General features: G+C 63.7%; 21 protein-coding genes. 6 read left to right on the forward strand and 15 right to left on the reverse strand.

Going from position 1 to position 24,262, the window contains the following annotated elements:
- The first annotated feature begins 4 nt into the window (after nt 1-4).
- The gene (locus NKI97_RS18040) at nt 5-568 is read left to right on the forward strand and encodes an ActR/PrrA/RegA family redox response regulator transcription factor (protein ID WP_023676342.1); all 564 of its coding nucleotides are present in this window, start codon (nt 5-7) and stop codon (nt 566-568) included.
- Nucleotides 569-659: 91 nt separating this feature from the next.
- The gene (nhaA, locus tag NKI97_RS18045; protein WP_352835644.1) at nt 660-1,853 is read left to right on the forward strand and encodes a Na+/H+ antiporter NhaA; all 1,194 of its coding nucleotides are present in this window, start codon (nt 660-662) and stop codon (nt 1,851-1,853) included.
- Between the two features lie 17 nt (nt 1,854-1,870).
- On the opposite strand, the gene NKI97_RS18050 is transcribed toward nhaA, so the two are convergent.
- The 7 genes from NKI97_RS18050 to NKI97_RS18080 form a co-directional block, all read right to left on the reverse strand.
- Nucleotides 1,871-3,298: a gamma-aminobutyraldehyde dehydrogenase gene (locus NKI97_RS18050; protein WP_352835647.1), complete on the reverse strand. Its 1,428-nt coding sequence runs from the start codon at nt 3,296-3,298 to the stop codon at nt 1,871-1,873.
- 25 nt (nt 3,299-3,323) lie between these two features.
- Nucleotides 3,324-4,139 carry an ABC transporter permease gene (locus tag NKI97_RS18055; RefSeq protein WP_023676345.1) on the reverse strand — a complete coding sequence of 272 codons (816 nt, stop codon included), beginning with the start codon at nt 4,137-4,139 and terminating at the stop codon, nt 3,324-3,326.
- Complete coding sequence (locus tag NKI97_RS18060; protein ID WP_352448480.1) at nt 4,129-5,079, reverse strand: ABC transporter permease; 951 nt, start codon at nt 5,077-5,079, stop codon at nt 4,129-4,131. The genes NKI97_RS18055 and NKI97_RS18060 overlap by 11 nt, the downstream gene beginning before the upstream one ends.
- 14 nt (nt 5,080-5,093) lie before the next feature.
- Entirely contained in the window at nt 5,094-6,089 is a 996-nt protein-coding gene (locus tag NKI97_RS18065) for an ABC transporter ATP-binding protein (RefSeq protein ID WP_352448481.1), read from the reverse strand.
- 189 nt (nt 6,090-6,278) lie between these two features.
- Nucleotides 6,279-7,433, reverse strand: coding sequence for an ABC transporter substrate-binding protein (locus tag NKI97_RS18070; protein ID WP_352448482.1), 1,155 nt, complete (start codon nt 7,431-7,433; stop codon nt 6,279-6,281).
- A 255-nt stretch (nt 7,434-7,688) separates the two neighbouring features.
- Complete coding sequence (locus tag NKI97_RS18075; protein WP_023676350.1) at nt 7,689-8,615, reverse strand: LysR family transcriptional regulator; 927 nt, start codon at nt 8,613-8,615, stop codon at nt 7,689-7,691.
- Nucleotides 8,616-8,694: 79 nt separating this feature from the next.
- Nucleotides 8,695-9,471 carry a DeoR/GlpR family DNA-binding transcription regulator gene (locus tag NKI97_RS18080; RefSeq protein WP_352448483.1) on the reverse strand — a complete coding sequence of 259 codons (777 nt, stop codon included), beginning with the start codon at nt 9,469-9,471 and terminating at the stop codon, nt 8,695-8,697.
- A gap of 435 nt (nt 9,472-9,906) precedes the next feature.
- Here NKI97_RS18080 and NKI97_RS18085 point away from each other — a divergent pair, with 435 nt between their 5' ends.
- Together NKI97_RS18085 and NKI97_RS18090 are read left to right on the forward strand one after the other, a co-directional pair.
- Nucleotides 9,907-10,791: a phosphotransferase gene (locus tag NKI97_RS18085; protein ID WP_352448675.1), complete on the forward strand. Its 885-nt coding sequence runs from the start codon at nt 9,907-9,909 to the stop codon at nt 10,789-10,791.
- Nucleotides 10,788-13,241 carry a GcvT family protein gene (locus tag NKI97_RS18090; RefSeq protein ID WP_352835650.1) on the forward strand — a complete coding sequence of 818 codons (2,454 nt, stop codon included), beginning with the start codon at nt 10,788-10,790 and terminating at the stop codon, nt 13,239-13,241. The genes NKI97_RS18085 and NKI97_RS18090 overlap by 4 nt, the downstream gene beginning before the upstream one ends.
- Nucleotides 13,242-13,259: 18 nt before the next feature.
- Here the strand turns inward: NKI97_RS18090 and NKI97_RS18095 are convergent, their stop codons facing one another.
- Nucleotides 13,260-13,892 (reverse strand): class I SAM-dependent DNA methyltransferase, encoded by a 633-nt coding sequence (locus tag NKI97_RS18095; RefSeq protein ID WP_352448485.1) that lies wholly within the window; start codon nt 13,890-13,892, stop codon nt 13,260-13,262.
- Nucleotides 13,893-13,995: 103 nt separating this feature from the next.
- On the opposite strand from NKI97_RS18095, the gene NKI97_RS18100 reads away from it, so the two are divergent.
- Entirely contained in the window at nt 13,996-14,898 is a 903-nt protein-coding gene (locus NKI97_RS18100) for a phosphotransferase (protein ID WP_352835653.1), read from the forward strand.
- On the opposite strand, the gene NKI97_RS18105 is transcribed toward NKI97_RS18100, so the two are convergent.
- The 3 genes from NKI97_RS18105 to ilvD all read right to left on the reverse strand — a co-directional run bounded on the left by NKI97_RS18105 (nt 14,895) and on the right by ilvD (nt 19,386).
- On the reverse strand, nt 14,895-15,815 hold the full coding sequence (locus NKI97_RS18105) for a DMT family transporter (RefSeq protein WP_352448486.1): 921 nt from the start codon (nt 15,813-15,815) through the stop codon (nt 14,895-14,897). The two genes, NKI97_RS18100 and NKI97_RS18105, sit on opposite strands and share 4 nt — an antisense overlap.
- Nucleotides 15,816-16,035: 220 nt before the next feature.
- On the reverse strand, nt 16,036-17,310 hold the full coding sequence (locus tag NKI97_RS18110) for an amidohydrolase family protein (protein ID WP_352448487.1): 1,275 nt from the start codon (nt 17,308-17,310) through the stop codon (nt 16,036-16,038).
- A 231-nt stretch (nt 17,311-17,541) separates the two neighbouring features.
- Nucleotides 17,542-19,386 carry a dihydroxy-acid dehydratase gene (ilvD, locus tag NKI97_RS18115; RefSeq protein WP_352747257.1) on the reverse strand — a complete coding sequence of 615 codons (1,845 nt, stop codon included), beginning with the start codon at nt 19,384-19,386 and terminating at the stop codon, nt 17,542-17,544.
- Nucleotides 19,387-19,673: 287 nt separating this feature from the next.
- Between ilvD and NKI97_RS18120 the strand changes: the two genes are divergently transcribed.
- Entirely contained in the window at nt 19,674-20,147 is a 474-nt protein-coding gene (locus tag NKI97_RS18120) for a VOC family protein (protein WP_352448489.1), read from the forward strand.
- Nucleotides 20,148-20,320: 173 nt separating this feature from the next.
- Here the strand turns inward: NKI97_RS18120 and NKI97_RS18125 are convergent, their stop codons facing one another.
- The 4 genes from NKI97_RS18125 to NKI97_RS18140 all read right to left on the reverse strand — a co-directional run bounded on the left by NKI97_RS18125 (nt 20,321) and on the right by NKI97_RS18140 (nt 24,153).
- Nucleotides 20,321-21,913 carry a peptide chain release factor 3 gene (locus NKI97_RS18125; RefSeq protein WP_352835657.1) on the reverse strand — a complete coding sequence of 531 codons (1,593 nt, stop codon included), beginning with the start codon at nt 21,911-21,913 and terminating at the stop codon, nt 20,321-20,323.
- An 89-nt stretch (nt 21,914-22,002) separates the two neighbouring features.
- Entirely contained in the window at nt 22,003-22,365 is a 363-nt protein-coding gene (locus tag NKI97_RS18130; RefSeq protein ID WP_352835660.1) for a hypothetical protein, read from the reverse strand.
- A gap of 266 nt (nt 22,366-22,631) precedes the next feature.
- Nucleotides 22,632-23,558 carry a haloalkane dehalogenase gene (locus NKI97_RS18135; protein WP_352835663.1) on the reverse strand — a complete coding sequence of 309 codons (927 nt, stop codon included), beginning with the start codon at nt 23,556-23,558 and terminating at the stop codon, nt 22,632-22,634.
- A 4-nt stretch (nt 23,559-23,562) separates the two neighbouring features.
- Complete coding sequence (locus tag NKI97_RS18140) at nt 23,563-24,153, reverse strand: TetR/AcrR family transcriptional regulator (protein ID WP_352835665.1); 591 nt, start codon at nt 24,151-24,153, stop codon at nt 23,563-23,565.
- Nucleotides 24,154-24,262 lie beyond the last annotated feature (109 nt).

The following is a 24,262-nucleotide window of genomic DNA, read 5'->3' on the forward strand; positions in this document are numbered from 1 at the left end:
CACGATGAGTACTGACGAAACGATTGGCGCAATGGTCGAAGGCGAGGATACCTCGCTGCTGATCGTGGACGACGACAAGCCATTCCTGACGCGGCTTGCCCGCGCCATGGAAACCAGGGGTTTCGTGGTCGAGACGGCGGAGAGCGTCGAGGAGGCGGTTGCCAAGGCGCGCGCCAATCCGCCGGCCTATGCGGTGGTCGACATGCGGCTGGCCGACGGCAACGGCCTCGACGTCGTCGCCGCGATTCGCGAGAAGCGCGACGATGCCCGCGCCATCATCCTCACCGGCTACGGCAACATTGCCACCGCGGTGACGGCGGTAAAGCTCGGCGCCATCGACTATCTGTCGAAGCCGGCCGATGCCGATGATATTTTTGCCGCCCTGACCCGCACCGCGGGCGAACGCGCAGCGCCGCCAGAAAATCCAATGTCGGCCGATCGCGTGCGCTGGGAACACATCCAGCGCGTCTACGAAATGTGCGACCGCAACGTCTCGGAAACCGCACGCCGCCTGAACATGCATCGCCGCACGCTGCAACGCATCCTAGCCAAGCGCGCGCCGCGCTAAAGGGCTCTCATTACAGGCTTGCCCGGCCAGCGCTGTTTGCGCATCATCGCTTGGCGGTGTCGGACCTTGCCGCTGATACGACGGAGGCGACATGCAGGACGAAAAGCGGCTGGTCTCCATGCTGCGCGAATTCCTCGACAGCGAGGCGGCCGGTGGCCTCATCCTGATGGCTGCGGCGGCCTTGGCCCTGATCGTCGCCAATTCGCCGCTGGGCGAGGCTTATTTCTCCGCCCTCCATGCCTATCTCGGACCGCTCAGCGTCTCGCATTGGATCAATGACGGCCTGATGGCGATGTTCTTCCTGCTGGTCGGCCTCGAGATCAAGCGCGAAATGCTTGACGGCCAGCTGTCGACCTGGCCGCGCCGCGTGCTGCCCGGCATCGCCGCCGCCGGCGGCATGGCAGCGCCGGCACTGGTCTACGTCGCCATCAACCGCAACAATCCAGCCGCTCTGTCCGGCTGGGCGATCCCAACCGCCACCGATATCGCCTTTGCGCTCGGCGTGCTGTCGCTGCTCGGCAGCCGCGTCCCGGGCTCGCTGAAGATATTCCTCACGGCGCTCGCCATCATCGACGATCTCGGCGCGGTGCTCATCATCGCGGTGTTCTATACCAGCGGCCTCTCGCTCGCCTATCTCGGCGCCGCCTTCGCCGTGATCGCGCTGCTGGTGGTGCTCAACCGCATGCGGGTGCTGACGCTGCTGCCGTACATCTTGCTCGGCATCGTTCTGTGGGTTTTGGTGCTCAAATCGGGCGTCCATGCGACGCTCGCCGGCGTCGCGCTGGCCCTCACCATACCACTGAAGATATCGCCGGGCAGCGGCCATGATCTCGACCATTCGCCGCTGCACCGGCTCGAACACGGCCTGCACAAAGTCGTCGCCTTTTTCGTCATCCCGATTTTCGGCTTTGCCAACGCCGGCGTCTCGCTCGCCGGTCTCAGCGCTGCCGCCCTGGCCGAGCCGCTGACGCTCGGCGTCGCCGCCGGCCTCGTCTTGGGCAAGCTGGTCGGCGTGTTCGGGTCTTCCGCGCTTGCCATCCGGCTTGGCTTCGCCGATCTGCCGGTCAATGCCGGCTGGCTGCACATGGTCGGCATTTCGCTGCTCTGTGGCATCGGTTTCACCATGAGCCTGTTCATCGGCCTGCTCGCCTTCGCCAGCGACGCCGCCCTGCAGGACGCGGTCAAGGTCGGCATCCTCGCCGGCTCCTTCATCGCCGCGCTCCTAGGCGCCGCTGTGCTGCTGGTGGCGCCGGCCGCAGGCGAGGCGGAGGAGGCGGAAGAATAGGCGTCTCCTCGCGGGCGCTACCCGTGAGCGACCATGACGTGGCGGACGGCGGTATAGTCCTCCAGCGCGTAGAGCGACATGTCCTTGCCGTAGCCGGATTGTTTCAACCCGCCATGCGGCATCTCGTTGGTCAGCATGAAATGGGTATTGATCCAGGTGCAGCCATATTGCAGCCGGGCCGCCGTCGCCATGGCGCGCGAAACATCCTTGGTCCACACCGACGACGCCAGGCCGTAGTCAGAGTCATTGGCCCAGTTCACCGCTTCGTCGACTTCGGAAAAGCGGGTGACCGAGACCACCGGACCGAACACTTCGCGGCGCACGATCTCGTCCTCCTGCAGCGCGCCGGCGACGACGGTCGGCTGATAGAAGAAGCCGGAGCCCTCGCCCGGCTTGCCGCCCGTGGTGATCTCGATGTGCTTGAGCTCAGAGGCGCGCTCGACGAAGCTCGAGACGCGGTCGCGCTGGCGACGCGAGATCAGCGGGCCGATCTCGTTTTCGGTATCGTCAGGACGATCATACTTGATGGTCGAGACGGCAGCGGAGAGGTCGGCGACGAGCTTGTCGTAGATCTTCTTGCCGGCGTAGATGCGGCAGGCGGCGGTGCAGTCCTGGCCGGCATTGTAATAGCCGAAGGCGCGCAGGCCGTTGACCACCGCGCCGAGATCGGCGTCGTCGAAGACGATGACCGGCGCCTTGCCGCCGAGCTCGAGATGCGTGCGCTTGACCGATTTGGCGGCAGCCTGCAGCACCTTCTTGCCGGTGGCGACGTCGCCGGTGATCGAGATCATGTTGACCTTCGGGTGGTTGATCAGCGTGTTGCCGACGCTGTCGCCGCGACCGAGCACGACGCTGACGACGCCTTCCGGCAGGATCTCGGCAAGGATTTTCGCCAGCTTCAGCGCGGTCAGCGGCGTCTGTTCCGACGGCTTGAAGACGACTGTGTTGCCGCCGGCAATCGCCGGCGCCAGCTTCCAGGCCATCATCATCAGCGGATAGTTCCACGGCGCGATCGACGCGACAACGCCGATGGCGTCGCGGCGGACCATCGAGGTGTGGCCGGGAATGTATTCGCCGGCGACCTGGCCGGGCATCGAGCGGACCGCGCCGGCAAAGAAGCGGTAGCAGTCGACGATCGCCGGGATCTCGTCATTGAGCACGGCATTGATCGGCTTGCCACAGTTCAGCGCCTCGAGCGCCGCGAAATCCTGTGCAGCAGCCTCGATGCGATCGGCGATCTTCAGGAGATAGCCGGCGCGCTGCGCCGGTGTTGTGCGGGACCAGGTGACGAAGGCTTTTTCGGCAGCAAGCACGGCCGCCTCGATCTGCGCTGGGCTGGCCTCAGGCAGATTGAGGATGGTCGCCCCGGTCTTCGGGTTGAGGATCGGCTCCTCGGTTTCGGTGCCTTTTTCGAATTTCGAGCCGATCAGCATCTGCGTGTCCATGGAAGTCTCTCCCTTATGAACGAGATCATTTGCCCGAACCGGCGATCTGGTCGCCGTCGCGGGTCAGGTAATAGGCAGCGAGGATGGGGAGCAGCGTCACCAGCACTACCACCATCGCCACGACATTGGTGACCGGACGCTGGCGCGGACGGATCAATTCTTCGAGCATCCAGATCGGCACCGTCTGCTGCTGGCCGGCGGTGAAGGTGGTGACGATGACCTCGTCGAAGGACAGCGCAAAGGCAAGCATGCCGCCGGCCAGCAGCGCGGTTGCGATGTTGGGCAGCACGACATGCCGAAAGGTCTGGAAACCATCGGCGCCGAGATCCATCGACGCCTCGATCATCGAGCCGGAGGTGCGACGGAAACGGGCGACCGCATTGTTGTAGACGACGACCACGCAGAAAGTGGCGTGGCCGAGCACGATCGTCCAGAACGAGAACGGGATTTCGGCCAGCGCGAAGGCCGAGCGCAGCGCGATGCCGGTGATGATGCCGGGCAGCGCGATCGGCAGGATGACCAGCAGCGAGATGGTTTCGCGGCCGAAGAATTTTGTGCGGGACACGGCGGCTGCGCACAGCGTGCCGAGGATCAGAGCGATGGCAGTCGAGATCGCCGCGACCCGCACAGACAATGACAGCGCCTGCCAGACGTCGGGGCGGTTCCAGGTGACGGCGAACCATTGCGTGGTCAGGCCCGGCGGCGGCCAGACGAAGCTCTTCTCCTCGGTGGTGAAGGCATAGACGAAGATCAGCAGGATCGGCAGGTGCAGAAAGAGCAGGCCGCCGGTGGCAGCGAGCTTCAGGCCGATCGGCGCAGATGGGCCACGGTCAGAGCGCATCGAAAGCCCCCATGCGCTTGGCGCCCCAGAGATAGAAGCCCATGATGACGATGGGCACCACGGTAAAGGCGGCGGCGAGCGGGATGTTGCCGGCGGTGCCTTGCTGCGAATAGACGGCCTGGCCGATGAACAGCCGCGAGGTGCCGATGATCTGAGGAATGATGTAGTCGCCGAGCGTCAGCGAGAAGGTGAAGATCGAGCCGGCAACGATGCCGGGCAGCGCCAGCGGGAACAGCACGTTGCCGAAGGTCTGGCCGGGCGAGGCGCCGAGATCGGACGAAGCCTCGACCAAATTGCCCGGCACGCGCTCGAGTGCGGCCTGCACCGGCAGGATCATGAATGGCAGCCAGACATAGACGAAGACGACGAAGGTGCCGGTTGAGGAGACCGACAATGAGTTGCCGCCGACGATCGGCAGCGATAGCCAGGCATCAAGCAGCCAGAGAAGATGCAATTTGGCCAGCAGCCATGTCAGGATGCCTTCCTTGGCCAGGATCAGCTTCCAGGCATAGATCTTGACCAGGTAGCTCGACCACAGCGGCAGCATGACGCCGAGATAAAACAGCGCCTTCCAACGGCCACGCGCATAGCGCGCCGCGTAATAGGCGATGGGAAAGGCGATGACCGCCGCAGCCAGCGTCACCAGCGCCGCCATCGTCACCGTGCGCAGGATGATGTCGAGATTGGCGGCCTGCAGCAGGTCGCCATAAGTCTTCAGCGTGAACTCGCGGTTGATGAGGCCGGAGAACTCATCGATCGAAAAGAAGCTCTGCAAAAGCAGCGCAAACAGCGAGCCGATATAGACGATGCCGAGCCAAAGAACCGGGGGTAGCAGCATCAGGAGCAGCAAGAATTGCGGCCGGCGCCAGAAGAGATCGGAGAGCCCGCCGCGTACGCCGCCACTACCCGGCAGGATGGCGGGGGCCGTGGCCCGCGGCATGGCAGCGTCCAGGCTCATCCTGGCTCGTCCATCAGATGCAAATGCTCGCGGTTGAAGGTGAGCACCACCGCCTCGCCTTCCCGGGGCAAGGCAGCACCCGCCGGCACGATGGCATGCAGCCGCAAGCCCTCTGCATCGAGCGCCAGTCTTGTCGTGGCGCCGAGATAGTTGGTCGAGACCAGGCGGGCGGCAACCCCTTCGCCGTTGGCCCGGCCAATACGGATGGATTCGGGCCGCAGGCTGCCCCAGCGATGCTGGCCGGCATAGCGCTGGACGAAATCCGGCGGCAGCACGTTGGACGAGCCGACGAAATCGGCGACGAAGCGGGTCTTGGGGCGCTGGTAGATGTCTTCCGGCGTGCCGATCTGCATGATCTTGCCGTCATTGAAGACGGCCACGCGGTCGGCCATCGACAGCGCTTCGCCCTGGTCGTGGGTGACGAACACGAAGGTGATGCCGAGCGCCTTCTGCAGCGATTTCAACTCCTCCTGCATGTTTTCGCGAAGCTTGAGGTCGAGGGCGCCGAGCGGCTCGTCGAGCAACAGCACCTTGGGCTGGTTGACCAGCGCACGGGCGAGCGCGACGCGCTGGCGCTGGCCGCCGGAAAGCTGGCCAGGGCGACGGGCGCCGTAGCCGGGAAGCCGCACCAGCGCCAGCGCTTCTTCCGCCGCCTTTTGCCGCTCCGGTCTGCCGACGCCCTTGACCATCAGCCCATAGGCGACGTTGTCGAGCACGTTGAGATGCGGGAACAGCGCATAATCCTGGAACACGGTGTTGACGTTGCGGCGATAGGGCGGCACGCCCTCGGCGCGTTCGCCGAAGATCGAGATCGAGCCCGCCGTCGGCTGCTCGAAACCGGCGATGAGGCGCAGGCACGTCGTCTTGCCCGAGCCGGAAGGCCCGAGCATGGCGAAGAACTCGCCCGGCACGATGTCGAGATCGACCGCGTCGACGGCACGCACGCTGCCGAAATGGCGAGAGACGTTTTGGAAGGAAACGGCGGAGGTCATGGGGCTGTCCTGATCTGTCAGGCTCATCAAATTTCAGGCGGTAGCGCTGCCTCTCATCCGCCTGCCGGCACCTTCTCCTCGTATAGTGGACGGGGAGAAGGGAGGCGCTCCAACGCTGGCGACCCCCCGTTCTTCACGGGGAGAGGGTAAGGGTGAGGGGCAGCGCCGAGCTTCGTAGGTGAGGCGAACTCACCGCCCGCCGATGACGCCGATATAGTCCGACACCCAGCGGTAATAGGGCACGCACTGGTCGTTCTGGGTGGCGCATTTCGAGACCGGCGTCTTCCAGAACTTGATCTTGTCGAAATTGTCGTACCCGTTGGTCTTGCAGCCTTCCTCCCCGAGCAGTTCGTTGCCCTTGCAGGCGGCGGGCACAACCGGCAGCGAGCCGAACCAGGCGGAGACGTCGCCCTGCACTTTTGGCGACAGCGAATGCTCCATCCACATGTAGGCGCAGTTCGGGTGGGCAGCATCGGCCTCCATCATCGTGGTATCGGCCCAGCCGGTGACGCCCTCCTCGGGGATAGTCGAGGCGACCGGCTTCTTGGCCGCGATCAGCGTGTTGACCTGGTAGGGCCAAGAACCGGAGGCGACGACGCCTTCGTTCTGGAAATCGTCGACCTGGATGGCGGCGTCGTGCCAATAGCGTCCGACCAGCGTACGCTGGACCCGCAGCAGGTCGAGCGCCGCCTTGTACTGATCCTCGGTCAGTTCGTACGGATCCTTGATGCCGAGCTCCGGTTTGTGAGCCATCAGGTAATTGGCGGCGTCGGCGATGTGGATCGGCCCGTCATAGGCCTGGACGCGGCCCTTGTTCGACTTGCCGTCGGGAAGCTTCATTTCCTCGAAGACCACGTTCCAGCTCTTCGGCGCCTCCTTGAACACTTCGGTGTTGTACATCAGCACGTTCGGCCCCCACTGATAGGGGACGCCGTAATGGACTCCGCCGACGGTGAACCAGGGCGCATCCTTCAGCCGGTCGTCGACCGTCTTCCAGCTCGGGATGAGGTCGGTGTTGATCGGCTGGACGCGCTTGCCGGCGACCAGACGCAGCGAGGCATCGCCCGAGGCGGTGACCAGGTCGAAACCGCCCTCGTTCATCAGCGAGACCATCTCGTCGGAGGTGTTAGCGGTCTTGACGTTGACCTTGCAGCCGGTTTCCTTCTCGAAGGACGTGACCCAATCATAGCCCTTGTCGGTTTCGCCGCGCTCGATATAGCCCGGCCAGGCGACGATATTGACCTCGCCTTCGCCTTTGCCGAGCTCCTTGACCTGGGCGATGGCCTGGCCGGAGAAGCTCAGCGCGACCGTTAAGGCAGTGCATGATTTCAGCAATGAATTCATCGTCGATCTCCCATTTTGCATGACCTCGAAACCGGTTTCGGGTTTCGGAAGAAGATCATGCGCCCGTTCAAAAACGTTGGATGCGCGGCTCTGAAAGCCCGATGCGAAAACTAAAAGTCTTAGAGCGTACTATGTGCGTCCAATTGGACGCACGTCGCTCTAACGGCAGCTTTGTTCCCTGACCGAAAAGTGCTGCGAAATTTCCGGTTTCGCAAATTCATTTATCAGAAAGCCGATATCGGTTTTTCCGATACGTCAGCGGCCGATCTTCTCGGGCCGTTGGCGCACCATGCGCTGCGACTGGGCAAGTCCGATGAAGTCGCGCGCCGCCTGCGGCAGGCCGGAGCCGCGCCGCCAGACCATGCCGACCTGGACGACTGGTAACGACCCCGAAATATCGCGCGATTCGATGCGGTCGCCTTCCAGCGACCATGGCCGGTAGACGAGGTCGGGCAGCAGCGCCACGCCGGCGCCGGTAGCGACGAGGCTGCGCACCGCTTCGACCGAGCGGGTGCGGAAGGCGACATGCGGCTTGGCGCCGATTGCCGTCAGCAGCTTTCCGGTGTTCTCCTCGATCTCGTCGACGGTCAGCATGATCAGCGGTTCCGAGGCGATGTCGCCGATGCCGATGATGTCGGCACCGGCCAAGGGATGGCCGAGCGGCAGCCACAGCCGATAGGCCGAGACTTCGAGGATTTCGGACTGCAGTGCCGTGCGGTCGCGCAGGTTCGAGGTGACCATGACGGCAATGTCGAGCTTGCCGCCAATTAACAGGTGCTCGAGATAGTCGCCATTGTCCTCGATCGCCGAGACCTCGACACCCGGATAGGCGCGGCGGTAGCGGGCAAGAAGATCGGAAAGCACATAGCCGGCGACCAGCGAGGTGACGCCAAGTTGCAGCCGCCCGCTTGCCGCGGCCTGTTCGCCGAAGAAGGCGCGGCGCGCATCGGAAACGTCGGCCAGGATCTTTCTCGCATGGCGCAGGAACTGGTGGCCTTTGTGGGTGATGTTCAAGCCGCGCGGGTGGCGCTCGAACAGCTCGACGCCGAGATCGTGCTCCAGCTCCTTGATCGCCTCGGTGACCGAGGATTGCGAGATCGACAGGTTCTGGGCGGCGCCCGACACTGTGCCCTGCTCGGCGACGGCGATGAAGAACTGCAATTGGCGGATGGTGAAAGCCATGGCCGGACTAAACACGGCAGAGGCGGCGCTGGGAAGTGGGTGCTGGCGCAGATCTCCCGATGGTGCTCCCGATAAGAGCTCAGCCCTCGCTTCCGCCATCGGCAATGCTGAGTCGTGCGCCGGCCTGGGCAAGGGCGGCGGCGATGTCGTGCGGCGGCGGACGGTCGGTCGCGAGTTCGGAAAAGCCGCCGAAGCCGCAGACCTGAACAAGGCCCTGGCGGCCGAATTTGCTGTGGTCGGTGACGACAAGCGAACGCTGGCCGCGCGACAGCACCATGCGGGCGAATTCGGCCTCTTCCAGATCATAGTCCATGACGCCGGTGACGGCATCGACCGCACCGGTCGATATCACTGCATGGCTGACGGAAAAGCGGCTGACGAATTCGATGGCCGAGACGCCGAAGGCAGCACCGGAATCGCTGCGCAGCTCGCCGCCGGCCATGTAGACCTTATTGCCGTTGACGGTGGCCAGCGTGCGGGCGATGTCGGAGGAGTTGGTGACGACCGTCAGCCGCCGGTGGCCGAGCAGTTCCCGGGCCAGGAAAGAGGTGGTGGTGCCGGTGTCGAGCATGATCGATTCGCCGTCGCGGATGGTGGCGGCGACCATGCGCGCTATTGCCCGCTTGGCATCGGCGTTCTCGCGCATGCGCCGCTCGAACGGCGCTTCGCCGGCAATCGACGGCAGGCCGACGGCGCCGTGCATCTTGAGGATGGAACCGTCGCTGGTCAGTGGCTTGACGTCGCGGCGTACTGTCTCCAGCGAGACGCCCAGCCGGTCGGCCAGGCTCGCAATGGTCACGGTGCCTTCCTCCTTGAGGAGGCGCAGGATTTCGCCATGCCGCTTCGAGTGGACCATCGGTTCCATCCGGTCGGATTGTTGCACCGCTGACCGTTTCTACGGCATAAATGCCACTAACTCCAAGGAATTTAGCAAAATTCGGGCAAAAAACCAGAAAATACCACAATTTCGCGTTGACAACGCCTCCAGCGTGGCGCGACATTATCGCTGTGACAGGCTCGGAACGGAGGACGGAGGCTGAGCCGCACGAAAAATCGCTTGCCCGAACGCCCGGGAGATCGTCGGGTGCAAGGGTACCGAAATTCAGGATCCGCGGGGGCGGATGCCGGTGTCGAAGAACCCGGCACAAAGGGGCTCGTCGGTGCGGTGCGGGATACCGATCCCGAGATCTGCACCGACGAGATCTTCGCGTTGCCTCCATTCCTCCGTCCGATTGTCATCGCTGGCCAGCCGTGACATGCGTGGAAAATTGACCCAATGTTGGACGAGATCGTGACTGTCGAAGACCGCATCCGTGCGCTGCCTTGCTGGACCGGCAGCATCGACATCGCGCCGCTGCCGGGCGGGCTGAGCAATGCCAATTATCTGGTCAAGGACGCGGCCGGGCGGCACGTCGTGCGGCTCGGCCAGGACTATCCGTTCCACCATGTCTTTCGCGAGCGCGAGATGATGACGGCGCGGGCAGCGCACGCGGCAGGCTTCGCTCCGGCCGTCCACTTCACTGGACCCGGCGTCATGGTGACGGAGTATCTCGGCGCCAAGGCCTACGTCGCGCAGGACGTGCGCGCCGATCTCGGCCGCGTTGCCGCGTTGCTGCGCGGTTTCCACCGGGAGATGCCCGGTCATGTCTCCGGCGCCGGCTTCATGTTCTGGGTATTCCATGTCATTCGCGACTATGCGCGCACGCTGGAGGAAGGCCGCAGCCGCAAGTTGGGCGAACTGCCGCGCCTGCTGACGCTGGCGGACGAGCTCGAGCGCGCGCAAAAGCTGCTGCCGATCGTCTTCGGCCATAATGACCTCTTGCCGGCTAACATAATCGATGACGGTCACAGGCTGTGGCTCATCGATTTCGAATATGCAGGCTTCAACACCGCGATGTTCGACCTTGCCGGCGCGGCGTCGAATGCAGGCATGAGCGACGAGGAGTCCTTCGCCTTCCTGACCGCCTATTTCATGAAGGAGCCGGACCCGGCGATACGGCGCTCGCACGCCGCCATGCAATGCGCGTCGCTGCTGCGTGAGGCGATGTGGGGCATGGTTTCCGAGCTTTACCTCGACGCGCCCGGTGTCGACTACGCCGCCTACGCTGACGAAAACCTGGCGCGGCTCGAAGCCGCCCTGGAAAACTACAAGACAAAATACGGGACGCGGACATGACCTTGCCCGCCCAGGCCGGGATCGTCGTCATCGGCGGTGGCATCATCGGCTGTTCGACGGCCTATCATCTGGCGCGCGACCACAAGGCCGAAATCGTGCTGCTCGAACAGGGCAAACTGACCTCGGGTTCGACCTGGCATGCTGCCGGGCTGGTCGGCCAGCTGCGCTCGTCGGCGTCGATCACGCGCGTGCTCAAATATTCCGTCGATCTCTACAAGGGGCTGGAAGCCGAAACCGGCCTCGCCACCGGCTGGAAGATGACTGGCTGCCTGCGCCTCGCCACCAATGCCGACCGCTGGACCGAGTATAAGCGGCTGGCAACGACGGCTAAGAGCTTCGGCATGGACATGCATCTGCTGTCGCCGGCCGAGGTCAAGGAAATGTGGCCGCTGCTGGAAACCGGCGACCTCGTCGGCGCGTCCTGGCTGCCGACCGACGGTCAGGCAAGCCCTTCCGACATCACCCAGTCGCTGGCCAAGGGTGCGCGCATGCATGGCGCAAAATTGTTCGAGGAGGTGCGGGTCACCGGCTTCGAAATGAGAGACGGCCGGATCACCGCGGTAAAGACCAGCAAGGGCGATATCGCCTGCGACAAGGTAGTGAACTGCGCCGGGCAATGGGCGCGGCAGGTGGGTGCGCTCGCCGGCATAAACGTGCCGCTGCAGCCGGTGAAGCACCAGTACATCATCACCGAAAAGATCGATGGCCTGCCGACCGACGCGCCGACAATTCGCGACCCCGATCGCCGCACTTATTTCAAGGAGGAGGTCGGCGGGTTGGTGATGGGCGGTTACGAGCCGAACCCGCAGGCGTGGACGACCGGTCTGCCGGGCGGCGATGTGCCGGACGATTGGGAGTTCCGGCTGTTCGACGATGATTACGATCATTTCGAGCAGCATATGAGCCAGGCGATCGAGCGTGTCCCGGCGCTCGCCAATGCCGGCGTCAAGCAGATGATCAACGGGCCGGAGAGCTTTACGCCGGATGGCAATTTCATCCTCGGTGTGGCGCCGGACTGCGCCAATATGTTCGTCGGCGCCGGCTTCAATGCCTTCGGCATCGCGTCCGGCGGCGGCGCCGGCTGGGTGCTGGCGCAATGGGTCGTCGACGGCGAGGCGCCGCTCGATCTGTGGGTGGTCGACATCCGCCGCTTCTCCGATCTCCACCGCGACCGGCAATGGGTCCGCGACCGCACGCTGGAAGCCTATGGCAAGCACTACACGATCGGCTTCCCGCATGAGGAATATGTCAGCGGCCGGCCGCGCATCGTCTCGCCTTTGTACGAGCGGCTGCAAAAACATCGCGCCGTGTTCGGCTCGAAACTTGGCTGGGAGCGGCCGAACTGGTTCGCGCCGGAAGGCATCGAGCCGAAGGACGTCTATTCGATGGGCCGGCAGAACTGGTTCCCGGCGGTTGGCGACGAGCACCGCCACGTGCGCGAAAAGATCGGTATTTTCGACCAGTCGTCTTTCGCCAAATACGAAATGACCGGAGCCGACGCGCTGAAGGCGCTGGACTGGATCTGCGCCAACGACGTCGCCAAGCCGGTCGGCCGGCTGACCTACACGCAGCTCCTCAATACGCGCGGCGGCATCGAGGCCGATTTGACCGTGGCGAGGCTCGGTGAGGAAAAATTCTACGTGGTCACCGGCACCGGTTTCCGCACGCATGATTTCTCCTGGATTGCCGATCATATCGGCCGGGAGTTCGACGTGACGCTGACCGACGTCACCGAGGATTTCGGCACATTGTCGCTGATGGGGCCGCGCGCCCGTGACGTGCTGTCAGCGGTGACCGATGCCGACGTCTCGAATGCCGCCTTTCCATTCGGCCATGTTCGCGAGATCGCCATTGCCGGTCATGCCATCCGGGCACTGCGCGTCACCTATGTCGGCGAACTCGGCTGGGAACTGCATGCGCCGATCGCGGCGACGGGCGAGGTTTTCGACGCGCTGATGACGGCGGGCGCTGTCCACGACATTCGCCCGGTCGGCTATCGGGCGCTGGAATCGCTGCGGCTGGAAAAGGGCTACCGCGCCTGGGGCGCCGACATCACGCCCAACGACACGCCGCAGGAGGCCGGCCTCGGCTGGGCGGTGAAGCTCAGGAAGAACACCGATTTCCTCGGCCGGCGGGCTTTGGAAAAGCTCGACGGCGCGGCGCTCGGGAAACGCTTTGCCGGCTTCACTGTCGATGATCCGGACGTCGTGCTGCTCGGGCGCGAGACCATCCTGCGCAACGGCGAGGCGGTCGGTTATCTCACCAGCGGCGGCTATGGCTACACCATCGGCAAGAACATCGGCTACGGCTATGTGCGCAATGCCGATGGCGTCAACGATGATTTCCTCACTTCCGGCAACTACGAGCTGGTGGTGGCAATGGAACGGACGCCGGCTAAGATACACCTCGAGCCGCTTTACGATCCGGCAGGAGCAAAGGTGAAGGCGTAGAGCCTTTCGGTTTCAGCCTCAGTTCACGATGAGCACCAGCCCCCGGCTCGGCACGGTATCGGCCTCGCCTGGCATCGAAACATAGGACGGCGTCTCTTCGGCGCGCGTGACGGTGCCTTGCGCCTCGAGATCGGCGATCCGCGCGGCAAACCCGGCATCCCACAGCGTGTTCTTCACTGTCAGCACGATCACCCCGCCCGGCCGGCAGATGCGGATCAGCTCGTCCAGACCCTCGGCCCCGACATGGCCGGACGTGAAGACGCCGGCTGAGATGATCCCGGCATAGGCGTCGTCCACGAAGGGCAGCGGTCCGCCAAGCGCCAGGCAGTGCAGCGCCGAATAGACGCCCTTGCGCGCGGCTTGCGCCAGCATGCCTTCCGAGATGTCGAGCGCCTCGACCTGCGGATAACCGGTAATGGCAAGCCATTCGCCGATGAGCCCGGTGCCGGCGCCGGCATCGAGCAGAGGAGCGGCGCCGCGCGGCAGATGGCGGGCCAGCAAGGCAAGGCAGATGGTGGGATGGCGATAGCCAGCCGCCGACATGTCGGCGTCATAGGTGCCTGCCCAACTGTCGTAGAGCGCCGCGACGTCTTCCGGCCGCTTCGCCGCATAGGCTGCGGCGAGTGCGCTCTGCTGATTGCTGTCCGTCATCGCTTTCCGTCGCCTGGTATCGATCCGCAACGCGATCATAGCCAAACGGCGAAAACTGTGGAACCGTCGTCGTCCCAATAACACGGGGAAAGGAGCGAAATCCATGGCGGACGACCGGGCGCGCGCCGCACTTGCGGCCATTCCGATGCTGGCCGGCTATGACGGCCCTCTGGAACGGCTCGGCGGTCTCACCAACCTCGTCTTCAGGGGTAAGGATTTCTGCCTGCGTATCCCCGGCAAGGGCACCGAGGAATACATCAACCGCGCCAACGAGGCAGTGGCGGCGCGGGAAGCGGCGAAGGCCGGCGTCAGTCCCGAAGTGCTGCATGTCGATGCCGAGACCGGCGTGTTGGTGACCCGCTTCGTTGCCGGTGCCGAGACGATGTCACCGGAAAAGTTCAAGACTCGGCCGGGCAGCCCGGCACGCGCCGGCAAGGCCTTTCGCAAACTGCACACATCCGGCGCGGTGTTCCCCTTCCGCTTCGAGCTGTTTGCGATGATCGACGATTATCTGAAAGTGCTGTCAACCAAGGACGTCGCCCTGCCTGCCGGCTACCACGATGTGGTCCGCGAGGCGGAGGCAGTGCGCTCAGCACTTGCGGCTCAACCTCTGCCGATCGTCGCCTGCCACTGCGACCCGCTCTGCGAAAACTTTCTCGATACGGGCGACAGGATGTGGATCGTCGACTGGGAATATTCCGGCATGAACGATCCGCTCTGGGATCTCGGCGACCTCAGCGTGGAAGGGCAATTCGACGCCGCGCAGGACGAGGAGATGATGCTGGCCTATTTCGGCGGCGAGCCGAGACCGGCGGAGCGCGCCCGCATCGTCATCTACAAGGCGATGTGCGACCTGCTGTGGACGCTGTGGGGACTGATCCAGCTTGCCAACAAAAATCCGGCCGACGACTTTCGCGCCTATGCCGACGGCCGGTTTGCGCGCTGCAAGGCACTGATGGAGATGCCGGAATTTTCGCGGCATCTCGCAGTGGTGCGCCGGGGTTAATTCACACCCTTCGGAACGTTTTCGGGCGGTACCGTGTCGACCACCTTCTGGCGGTGGAAGATGAACAGGCCGGCCAGCACGACGATGGCCGAGCCGATCAGGATGCGCGGCCCAGGCACATCGCCGAAGAAGGCCAATCCGAAGACCACTGCCCACAAAAGCAGGCTGTAATGCAGCGGCGCCAAGGTCGAGGCAGGGGCAAGCTTCAACGCCCGGGTGATCATCAGGTGCGCGCCGCAGGAGACGACGCCGAGAAGCAGCATGGCGCCGAAATCGAGCGATGACGGCGTCTTCCAACTGCCTATGGTCAACGCAGCGCCGACCAGCAGCGTGCCGATGGTTTGCCAGGTGACCAGCGAGGTGTCGCTGGTGCCGCGCAGCCGCCGATTGAGGATGATGGCGAAGGCAAAGGAAATGCTGCCGGCGAGCGCGAACATCGACGACAGCGAGAACGCGGCCGAGGACGGCTTCAGCATGATCAGCACGCCGCAGAAACCGACCAGGATAGCCGCCCAGCGGCGCCAGCCGACCCTTTCGCCGAGCAGGAAGTGCGACAGCGCCGCGACATAGATCGGCCCGGCCATGTAAAAGCTCATCACATCGGCGAGCGGCAGATAGACGACCGCCGCGTAGAACAGCGCCGTGTCGAGCGTCGTCATCACCACGCGCAGCAGCTGCAGCTCCGGCCGCTCCATGCGAAACAGCTTGGCCGGGCCCTGATGTGCAATCATCGGCCCGAGTATGAAAAAGGCGCCGATCGAGCGGATCAGCACGACCTGGCCGACGGAAAAACTGGCGACCAGCCACTTGCCCATCGCATCGTTCAACGCAAACAAGAAATCGCCGGCGAGCATCAGCAGGATGCCCGCCAGCAGCACGTTCATGATCGTTGAGTACTGGGCTGCGGGCCGCGCCATGCCGTTACCGGTTCCTCGCCGTGGGGGTACGGTGACCCGCGTCGTAGTCGCAAGCTGCGGCCATGACGAGGCGAAAATCGAGAATTCGGTAAGACCAGCGCCGGAAATCGGCTGGACTAATGCATGTCGCGCAAAAGTGTGCAGCGGTTTTGCGATAACGACACGCTTAAAAACAAGACCTTAAAGCGCGTCGCGTGGGTCCGTTCAAACGCGACGCGCTTTAAGCGTGGCGCCGGTTCACCGTGCCCGGCCTTCCGGCGATCGAAAGCCGCGTGTCCTGCCGGCTCCGCTCGGCCACCACCTTGCCTCTGGCGATGACGCAGAGGCGCTCGGGGCGCAGCCGCAGCGCTTCGACCGGATTGCCGGCATCGAGAACGACCAGGCTGGCGCGCTTGCCGACGGCCAGGCCAAGGTGATCGAGGCCCATGATGGCTGCATTGACGTTGGTGACCATGTCGAAGCAGCGCGCCATCTCGGCCGGGCTCGACATCTGCGCGACATGCAGGCCCATGAAGGCGACGTCGAGCATGTCTGCGGTGCCCAGCGAATACCAGGGGTCGAGCACGCAATCCTGGCCCCAGCCGACGCGGATGCCTTGCGCCAGCATCTCCTTGACCCGCGTCAGTCCGCGGCGCTTGGGAAAGGTGTCGTGGCGGCCCTGCAGCATGATGTTGATCAGCGGATTGGGGATCGCCGAAACGCCGGCCTCGGCAATCAGCGGCAATAGCTTCGAAACGTAGTAATTATCCATCGAATGCATCGATGTCAGGTGCGAGCCGGCCACTCTGCCCTGCAACCCGAGCCGCTGCGTCTCATAGGCAAGCTGCTCGATGTGGCGCGACAGCGGATCGTCGGTCTCGTCGCAATGCAAGTCGACCATCAGGCCGCGCCTGGCCGCCATCTCGCAGAGTTCCGTCACCGAGCGCGTGCCGTCGGCCATTGTCCGCTCGAAATGCGGAATGCCGCCGACGACATCGACGCCCATGTCGAGCGCGCGGATGGTGTTTTGGCGCGCCGTCGGCGAGCGATAGAAGCCGTCCTGCGGAAAGGCGACCAGTTGCAGGTCGATATAGGGGGCGACCGTCTTCTTCACCTCGAGCAGCGCTTCCACCGCCAGCAGGCGGTCGTCGCAAACATCGACATGGGTGCGGATGGCGAGCAGGCCCATCGACACCGCCCAGTCGCAATAGGCGAGCGCACGGTCGCGCACCGCTTCGTGGGTCAGAAGCGGCTTCAACTCGCCCCAAAGCGAGATGCCTTCGAGCAGCGTGCCCGAGACATTGATGCGCGGAATGCCGAGCGAAAGCGTGGCGTCCATATGGAAATGCGGATCGACGAAGGGCGGCGAGACCAGATTGCCATGGGCATCGATCGCCGTGCCGGCGCTGACGTTCAGCTCGGGCTCTATCGCTGCGATCGTTTCGCCGACGATGCCGATATCCGCGATCCTGCCGTCGGGCAGCGTCCCGCCGCGCACCACAAGGTCAAAATCCATCTAGCGCCACCTCGTTCAAAAAAGCCGTTTCTTTCCATGCAGCGTGCTGCCGCAAGGCGGAACCTTCAGGCGCGGCCCTTCCCTTCTTCCCTTGTGGAAGAAGGTGGCCGCGAAGCGGCCAGATGAGGGGTGTTCCAGCTTGGCGCCGGCGGCACTCCGTCCAGCACCCCTCAACCGTCTTGGCGTTGCGCGCCAATCCACCTTCTCCCACAAAGGGAGAAGGAAAAGCCTCTATTCCGGCACGTACCGCACCGCCCCCTTGGCGGCACTTGTCGCCATCGCCGCATAGGCGCGCAAGGCCGTCGTCACCTTGCGCTTGCGCTTTTCTTCGGGCTTCCAGGCAGCCGTTCCCCTGGCCTCCATCGCGGCACGACGGGCGATGAGTTCGGCGTCGTCGACAGCAAGCCTGATGGTGCGGTTGGGGATATCGATCTCGATCGTGTCGCCTTCCCTGACCAGCCCGATCAGACCGCCTTCCGCGGCTTCCGGCGAGACATGGCCGATCGACAGGCCGGAGGTGCCGCCGGAAAAACGACCGTCGGTGATCAGTGCGCAGGCTTTGCCGAGGCCTTTCGATTTCAAATAGCTGGTCGGGTAGAGCATTTCCTGCATGCCGGGTCCGCCGCGTGGCCCTTCATAGCGGATGACGACGACATCGCCGGCCTGGATCTTGTTCGACAGGATCGCCTTGACGCTGGCGTCCTGGCTTTCGAACACTCTTGCCGGACCGGTGAATTTCAGGATCGATTCATCGACGCCCGCCGTCTTCACGATGCAGCCATCGATTGCCAGATTGCCTTTCAGCACGGCAAGGCCGCCATCCCTGGAGAAAGGATGTTCGGCCGAGCGGATGACGCCCTTCTCGCGGTCGAGATCGAGATCGTCCCAGCGGCGGTCTTGGCTGAACGCGACTTGCGTCGGCACGCCGCCGGGTGCCGCCAGGAAGAAATCCCGGACATTCTGGCTGGTGGTGCGCGAAATGTCCCAATGATCGAGCGCTTCGCCGAGGCTTGCGGTGTGCACCGTCGGCAGGTCGCGGTTGATCAGCCCGGCGCTATCCAACTGGCCGAGGATGGCCATGATGCCGCCGGCGCGATGGACATCCTCCATGTGGACGTCAGCCTTGGCCGGAGCCACCTTGCACAGCACCGGCACCCGCCGCGACAGCCGGTCGATGTCCTCCATGGTGAAGTCGACCTCGCCCTCATGTGCCGCGGCGAGGATGTGCAGGACCGTGTTGGTCGAGCCGCCCATGGCGATGTCGAGCGTCATGGCGTTCTCGAAGGCGCCCTTCGAGGCGATGCTGCGCGGCAGCGCGGTGTCGTCGTCCTGCTCGTAATAGCGCTGGGCAAGATCGACGATCAGGTGGCCGGCCTCGACGAACAGGCGCTTGCGGTCGGCATGCGTCGCCAGCGTCGAGCCGTTGCCGGGCAGCGAGAGGCCGAGCGCCTCGGTCAGGCAGTTCATCGAATTGGCGGTGAACATGCCGGAGCAGGAGCCACAGGTCGGACAGGCCGATCGCTCGATGATCCTGACGTCCTCGTCGGACACCTTGTCGTCGGCGGCCGCGACCATTGCGTCGACCAGATCAAGCGCCTGGCTCTTGCCGGCGAGCACCACCTTGCCGGCCTCCATCGGCCCGCCGGAGACGAAGACGGTCGGGATGTTGAGGCGCAGCGACGCCATCAGCATGCCGGGCGTGATCTTGTCGCAATTCGAGATGCAGACCATCGCGTCGGCGCAGTGCGCGTTGACCATGTATTCGACCGAGTCGGCGATCAATTCGCGCGACGGCAGCGAATAGAGCATGCCGTCATGGCCCATGGCGATGCCGTCATCGACGGCAATGGTGTTGAACTCCTTGGCAACGCCGCCGGCTTTTTCGATCTCGCGGGCAACCAGCTGGCCGAGATCCTTCAAATGGACATGGCCCGGCACGAATTGGGTGAAGGAATTGACCACGGCAATGATCGGCTTGCCGAAATCCGAGTCCTTCATGCCGGTAGCGCGCCACAGGCCGCGGGCGCCGGCCATGTTGCGGCCATGGGTGGTGGTGCGGGAACGGTAGGCGGGCATTGAACTGTCCTTGCTGTCTGCGTCGCGCCCAAAGGTGCGGAAAACCGGAATTGAGCCGCAGGCCTTATAGACGGCACACTCTGGTCTGGCCACAATTTTGCGCTGCGCCAGGGTGCGGAACGAGCGGCCGGCCAAAGACGCAGCCGGCCCAGACCGTAAAAAAGTCAGAGGTGCTGTCGGGTCGGGTTTCGTTCGAGCGTCCTTGGGCAGACGGCGGACCGGGCATCAATTGCCAGCCGGCCGTTTTGCGAGCGAAACAAGCCAAAACCAGCCCGAGGAGCAAGCGAATGCAAAAGATCACCCCCTGCCTGTGGTTCGACGACCAGGCCCAGGAGGCCATGAACCATTATGTCTCCATCTTCAAGAATTCGAAGGTGCTGAGCGTGATGCGCTGGCCCAAGGGCAGCGGCGATAATGAGGGCAAGGTGCTGATGGTCTCATTCGAGCTCGACGGCGTTCAGTTCCAGGCGCTCAACGGCGGCCCGCAATTCAAGTTCACCCAGGCAGTCTCGCTCTCCATCGACTGCAAGACGCAGGAAGAGGTCGACTATTTCTGGGACAGGCTCATCGCGGGCGGTGGCCAGCCCAGCCAGTGCAGCTGGCTGAAGGACAAATTCGGCCTCTCCTGGCAGGTCGTTCCCGAACAGCTGCCCAGGCTGCTGCTGGACCCCGACAAGGAAAAGGCCAGCCGCGTGATGCAGGCGATGATGCAGATGAGCAAGATCGACATCGCCAAGATCGAAGAGGCGGCCAAGGGGTGAATGGAACGCGATCTTGCCTTCTCCCCCCTGTGGGAGAAGGTGGATCGGCGCGAAGCGCCGAGACGGTTGAGGGGTGTGGGACGGAATGAGACGTTGGTGTTTTCTGGAACACCCCTCATCCGTCGCCTTCGGCGACACCTTCTCCCACAAGGGGAGAAGGGAAAACCAACAGCTCAAGCCGCCCTGTCGCGGACCTGATAATCCTTGACCGCGGTGAAGCGGATCGCCTTCCAGCGCTCGGCCTCGTAGTTGAGCGAGAAGGCGTGCTGGGCGAGGAACACCGGATCGTTGTCGAGGTCGCGGGCAATGTCGCCGCGATGCGCCTCGATGAAGCGCTGGAGCTCGGCCTTGTCGTCGGCCGATATCCAGCGGCAGACGGAAAAGCGCGACATCTCGAAATCGACCGGCAGTGTGTATTCGAAGTTTAGCCGCTCCTTCAAGACGTCGAGCTGCAGGGCGCCGACGACGCCGACGATGGCTGGCGAGCCGTCCTCCGGCGAGAACAATTGCACGACGCCTTCCTCGGCCATCTGGTGCAGCGCTTCCTTGAGCTTCTTGGCTTTCATGGCATCGCCGAGGCGAACGCGGCGCAGGATTTCAGGCGCGAAATTCGGCACACCGCGAAACAGGATCTCCTCGCCTTCGGTCAGCGTGTCGCCGATGCGCAGCGTGCCGTGGTTGGGGATGCCGACGACATCGCCGGCGAACGCCTCGTCGGCCGTGACGCGGGTGCGGGCGAAGAAGAATTGCGGTGCCGACAGGCTCATCAGTTTTCCCGTGCGCACCAGCTTGGCCTTCATGCCGCGCTCGAGCTTGCCGGAGCAGACGCGGACGAAAGCGATGCGGTCGCGATGGTTGGGGTCCATATTGGCCTGGATCTTGAAGACGAAGGAGGTCATCTTGTCCTCGGTCGCCTCGACCTTGCGGCTGTCGGCCTCCTGCGCGCGCGGCGGCGGCCCGTAGGCGCCGAGCGCCTCGATCAGGTCGCGCACGCCGTAATCGCGCAGCGCCGAGCCGAAATAGACCGGCGTCAAATGGCCCTCGCGGAAGGCATCGAGGTCGAGCGGGCGACAGGCCGCGCGCGCCAGCTCCAGCTCCTCGATGAAGGCCTCGCGCTCGTTCTCCGGCAACAGGCCGGCGACGCGGTTGGAATCGGGTCCATTGACCGGCGTGCGCTCCTTTTCGGCGTCGCCCTTGCGCACCGCGTTCAGCGCCAGATGGTAGGTCCCGGAAAAGGTCTTGCCGCGGCCGATCGGCCAGGTGATCGGCGCTGTATCCAGTGCCAGCTTCTGCTCGATCTCGTCGAGGATGTCGAATGGGTCTCGGCTTTCGCGGTCCATTTTGTTGACGAAGGTGATGATCGGGATGTCGCGCAGCCGGCAGACCTCGAACAGTTTCAGCGTGCGCGGCTCGATGCCCTTGGCGGCGTCGATCACCATGACCGCGCTGTCGACCGCCGACAGCGTGCGATAGGTGTCGTCGGCGAAATCCTCGTGGCCGGGCGTGTCGAGCAGGTTGAAGACGGTGTCCTCGTATTCGAAGGTCATCACCGAGGTGACCACCGAAATGCCGCGCTCGCGTTCGATCTTCATCCAGTCCGAGCGGGTCTGGATGCGGTCCTTCTTGGCCTTGACCTCGCCGGCAAGCTGGATGGCGCCGCCGAACAAAAGCAGTTTTTCGGTGAGCGTCGTCTTGCCGGCGTCGGGGTGGGCAATGATCGCGAAAGTGCGGCGGCGCGATACCGCTTGTTCGATGTCTTCAGCCAATTTCATGGAATCCTGTCTGTGGCGCGGGCTTCTAGCAGCGCTTTTCCGGCCTGTCGAACGGAAACACCGCTGATACCCCGGCAGCAGGTTCAGTCTCTGACGATAGCCGCCTGCGTGACCGAGCCAGCGTCATCCAGGCGCATAACCAGCCATTCAGAGTCGATCGAAAAAAATCCTCTTTCCGCACCAAGAATATAAACCAGACTCCAGTCCTCGAAATAGTCCGTCTTCGGCGGCTCGCCGAGCATGGCAACAACTTCTGCCCGCGATTTCCCAACCAACGCCCCGGTCAGCACCAAACCGTCAGCAATGCGATGGCGCTTATGCAAAGGATCCAGCCAGTTGTCGTCCTGCCACCAAGATCGAACGATCGGCAGCGGGCCGAAGAAGACGGCATAGACAATGGCGGCTCCGGCTGCAGCAAAAACCAGCCCTTTTATCCAGCGGCGCAAATGACCCTCATGTGATTGAGCTGAACGTTTCCAGTGAGGCGATCGTCATCGACCCGCTTCGAGAGCGGTCCCGGCAACGCTCTTGGAAAGTCTGTAGCATGGTGGCAATGAGGGCAAGAAGTCCTGGGCGTTTGAAGGTACACGGCCGCGAGCAAGAACATCATCGTCATTGGATCCGGCATCATTGGCGCCTCCATCGCTTGGCACCGGCAGAGCTAAGCTGTCGACCTCTCCGGCTGCCGCAGCCGCCGGTTCACATCCCGACCTCAGGCCGATTCGGTCGCTCGGCTCTCGAAGGCCACCTCCGGAATCCACTCGGCAATTGCGGCGCCGATCCTGTCGGCATGGTCCTCCTGCAGATAATGCGCGCCGGGTCCGAGATCGATCAACCGGCAGTTCTTCAGGCCGGCCGCGGATTCCCGTGCCGCCTGCGGCGAGACGAGGGCCCCCGGATCGCCTGAGAAAAGCAGCTTCGGGTAGGAGGAGAGCCGGAGCGCCCGATGGTCGTGCTCGCTGATGGCAGCGACATCGGCGGGCTGGCCTTCAATCGGCAGGTCGCGCGGCAGCCGCAGGATCGGCTTGCGCGATTGCGGCGTCGGGAACGGTGCCCGGTAGGAGGCCATTTCCTCATCGCTCATCGTGCGCAGCACCGCAGCCGGCAGCACCTTTTCGACGAAGACGTTGTCTTCCAGGACAAGCTTCTCACCGACGCCAGGCGTGCGCATTGCCTTGAACAATTCGCGCGCCTGCGGACGCTGGTGAAAATCGTCCCAACTCTCGAAGGGGCGGATGAATTCCATGAAGGCGAGGCCGAGGATCCGCTGCGGCCGCCGGGCCGCGAGATGGAAGGCGAGCGCGGTGCCCCAGTCCTGCGCGACGACAACCATGTCGGTGATGCCAAGCGTCTCGATGAAGGCGTCGAGATAGCGGACGTGGTCGAAGAAGCGATAGTCGATGTCCGGCTTGCCGGATTGGCCATAGCCGATCAGGTCGGGCGCAATGCAGCGGCCGAACGGCGCCACATGCGGGATGATGTCGCGCCAGATGTAGGACGACGTCGGGTTGCCGTGCAGGAAGAGTACCGTCGGGCCAGCCGTGCCTGCCTCGACATAGGAGATGGTGGAATCGAGCACCGCGACTTGCGAGCGTGGCACCGTTGTGCGGGATTGCTGCTTTTCGAGTTTCGGGTTCATCGGATCAGCTCCTTTTTGCGAAGACTGTTTTGAAGACGATATTCTTGAAACGCTCGAGCGGTTCGGGACTGCGCTCCACCTTCATGCGCAGCATCGCGCCTTGCCAGGAACTCAACAGGAAATCGGCGAGGTCCTCGGCATCGAACGCGTCGGTGATGTCGCCAGCCGCTTGGCCCTCGGCGATGCATTCGGCAAAGGGCTTACGCCAGCGTTCGAAAATGGCGACGAGTTGCAGCCTCAGCGCCTCGCTGTGAGCCGCCGTCTCGAGGCTGAGATTGCCGATCATGCAGCCCCGTGCCCAATCATGCGCCTCCAGCTTCGACGTGATGATTTCGAGATAGCGTCGCAAGCGCCCGACCGGGGGCGTGCCGTCCCGAGCAAGGGCCTGCTCCACCAAACCGCTCACATAGGCGAAATAGCGGTCCAGCACCTCGCCGGTGAACGCCTCCTTGGAGACAAAATGATTGGTGAAGGACCCCGGGCGGGCATCGGCCGCGGTGACGATGTCGCGTACGCCGGCGGCCGAATAGCCGGAGCTCCAGATGGTTTTGAAACCGGCGTCGAGAAGTTTTTCGCGAAGTGAATGTCTAGCCATCGCGGTACAATACGTACGTACGTATTAAAGTCAAGAGGCACATTTGATACGGCTCGCTCTTGGCAGAACCCACGGGCAATGGCATCGCAGTGGTGGTGTTGGAACGAGG

The organism is Mesorhizobium sp. M0296 (assembly GCF_040321675.1).
Taxonomy (GTDB): domain Bacteria; phylum Pseudomonadota; class Alphaproteobacteria; order Rhizobiales; family Rhizobiaceae; genus Mesorhizobium.

What these genes read in the sequence shown, in the direction of transcription:
- NKI97_RS18040 (WP_023676342.1), top strand. Translation starts at nt 5, where the DNA reads ATGAGTACTGACGAAACGATTGGCGCAATGGTCGAAGGCGAGGATACC.
- nhaA (WP_352835644.1), top strand. Translation starts at nt 660, where the DNA reads ATGCAGGACGAAAAGCGGCTGGTCTCCATGCTGCGCGAATTCCTCGAC.
- NKI97_RS18050 (WP_352835647.1), bottom strand. Translation starts at nt 3,298, where the DNA reads ATGGACACGCAGATGCTGATCGGCTCGAAATTCGAAAAAGGCACCGAA.
- NKI97_RS18055 (WP_023676345.1), bottom strand. Translation starts at nt 4,139, where the DNA reads ATGCGCTCTGACCGTGGCCCATCTGCGCCGATCGGCCTGAAGCTCGCT.
- NKI97_RS18060 (WP_352448480.1), bottom strand. Translation starts at nt 5,079, where the DNA reads ATGCCGCGGGCCACGGCCCCCGCCATCCTGCCGGGTAGTGGCGGCGTA.
- NKI97_RS18065 (WP_352448481.1), bottom strand. Translation starts at nt 6,089, where the DNA reads ATGACCTCCGCCGTTTCCTTCCAAAACGTCTCTCGCCATTTCGGCAGC.
- NKI97_RS18070 (WP_352448482.1), bottom strand. Translation starts at nt 7,433, where the DNA reads ATGAATTCATTGCTGAAATCATGCACTGCCTTAACGGTCGCGCTGAGC.
- NKI97_RS18075 (WP_023676350.1), bottom strand. Translation starts at nt 8,615, where the DNA reads ATGGCTTTCACCATCCGCCAATTGCAGTTCTTCATCGCCGTCGCCGAG.
- NKI97_RS18080 (WP_352448483.1), bottom strand. Translation starts at nt 9,471, where the DNA reads ATGGTCCACTCGAAGCGGCATGGCGAAATCCTGCGCCTCCTCAAGGAG.
- NKI97_RS18090 (WP_352835650.1), top strand. Translation starts at nt 10,788, where the DNA reads ATGACCTTGCCCGCCCAGGCCGGGATCGTCGTCATCGGCGGTGGCATC.
- NKI97_RS18095 (WP_352448485.1), bottom strand. Translation starts at nt 13,892, where the DNA reads ATGACGGACAGCAATCAGCAGAGCGCACTCGCCGCAGCCTATGCGGCG.
- NKI97_RS18100 (WP_352835653.1), top strand. Translation starts at nt 13,996, where the DNA reads ATGGCGGACGACCGGGCGCGCGCCGCACTTGCGGCCATTCCGATGCTG.
- NKI97_RS18105 (WP_352448486.1), bottom strand. Translation starts at nt 15,815, where the DNA reads ATGGCGCGGCCCGCAGCCCAGTACTCAACGATCATGAACGTGCTGCTG.
- NKI97_RS18110 (WP_352448487.1), bottom strand. Translation starts at nt 17,310, where the DNA reads ATGGATTTTGACCTTGTGGTGCGCGGCGGGACGCTGCCCGACGGCAGG.
- ilvD (WP_352747257.1), bottom strand. Translation starts at nt 19,386, where the DNA reads ATGCCCGCCTACCGTTCCCGCACCACCACCCATGGCCGCAACATGGCC.
- NKI97_RS18120 (WP_352448489.1), top strand. Translation starts at nt 19,674, where the DNA reads ATGCAAAAGATCACCCCCTGCCTGTGGTTCGACGACCAGGCCCAGGAG.
- NKI97_RS18135 (WP_352835663.1), bottom strand. Translation starts at nt 23,558, where the DNA reads ATGAACCCGAAACTCGAAAAGCAGCAATCCCGCACAACGGTGCCACGC.
- NKI97_RS18140 (WP_352835665.1), bottom strand. Translation starts at nt 24,153, where the DNA reads ATGGCTAGACATTCACTTCGCGAAAAACTTCTCGACGCCGGTTTCAAA.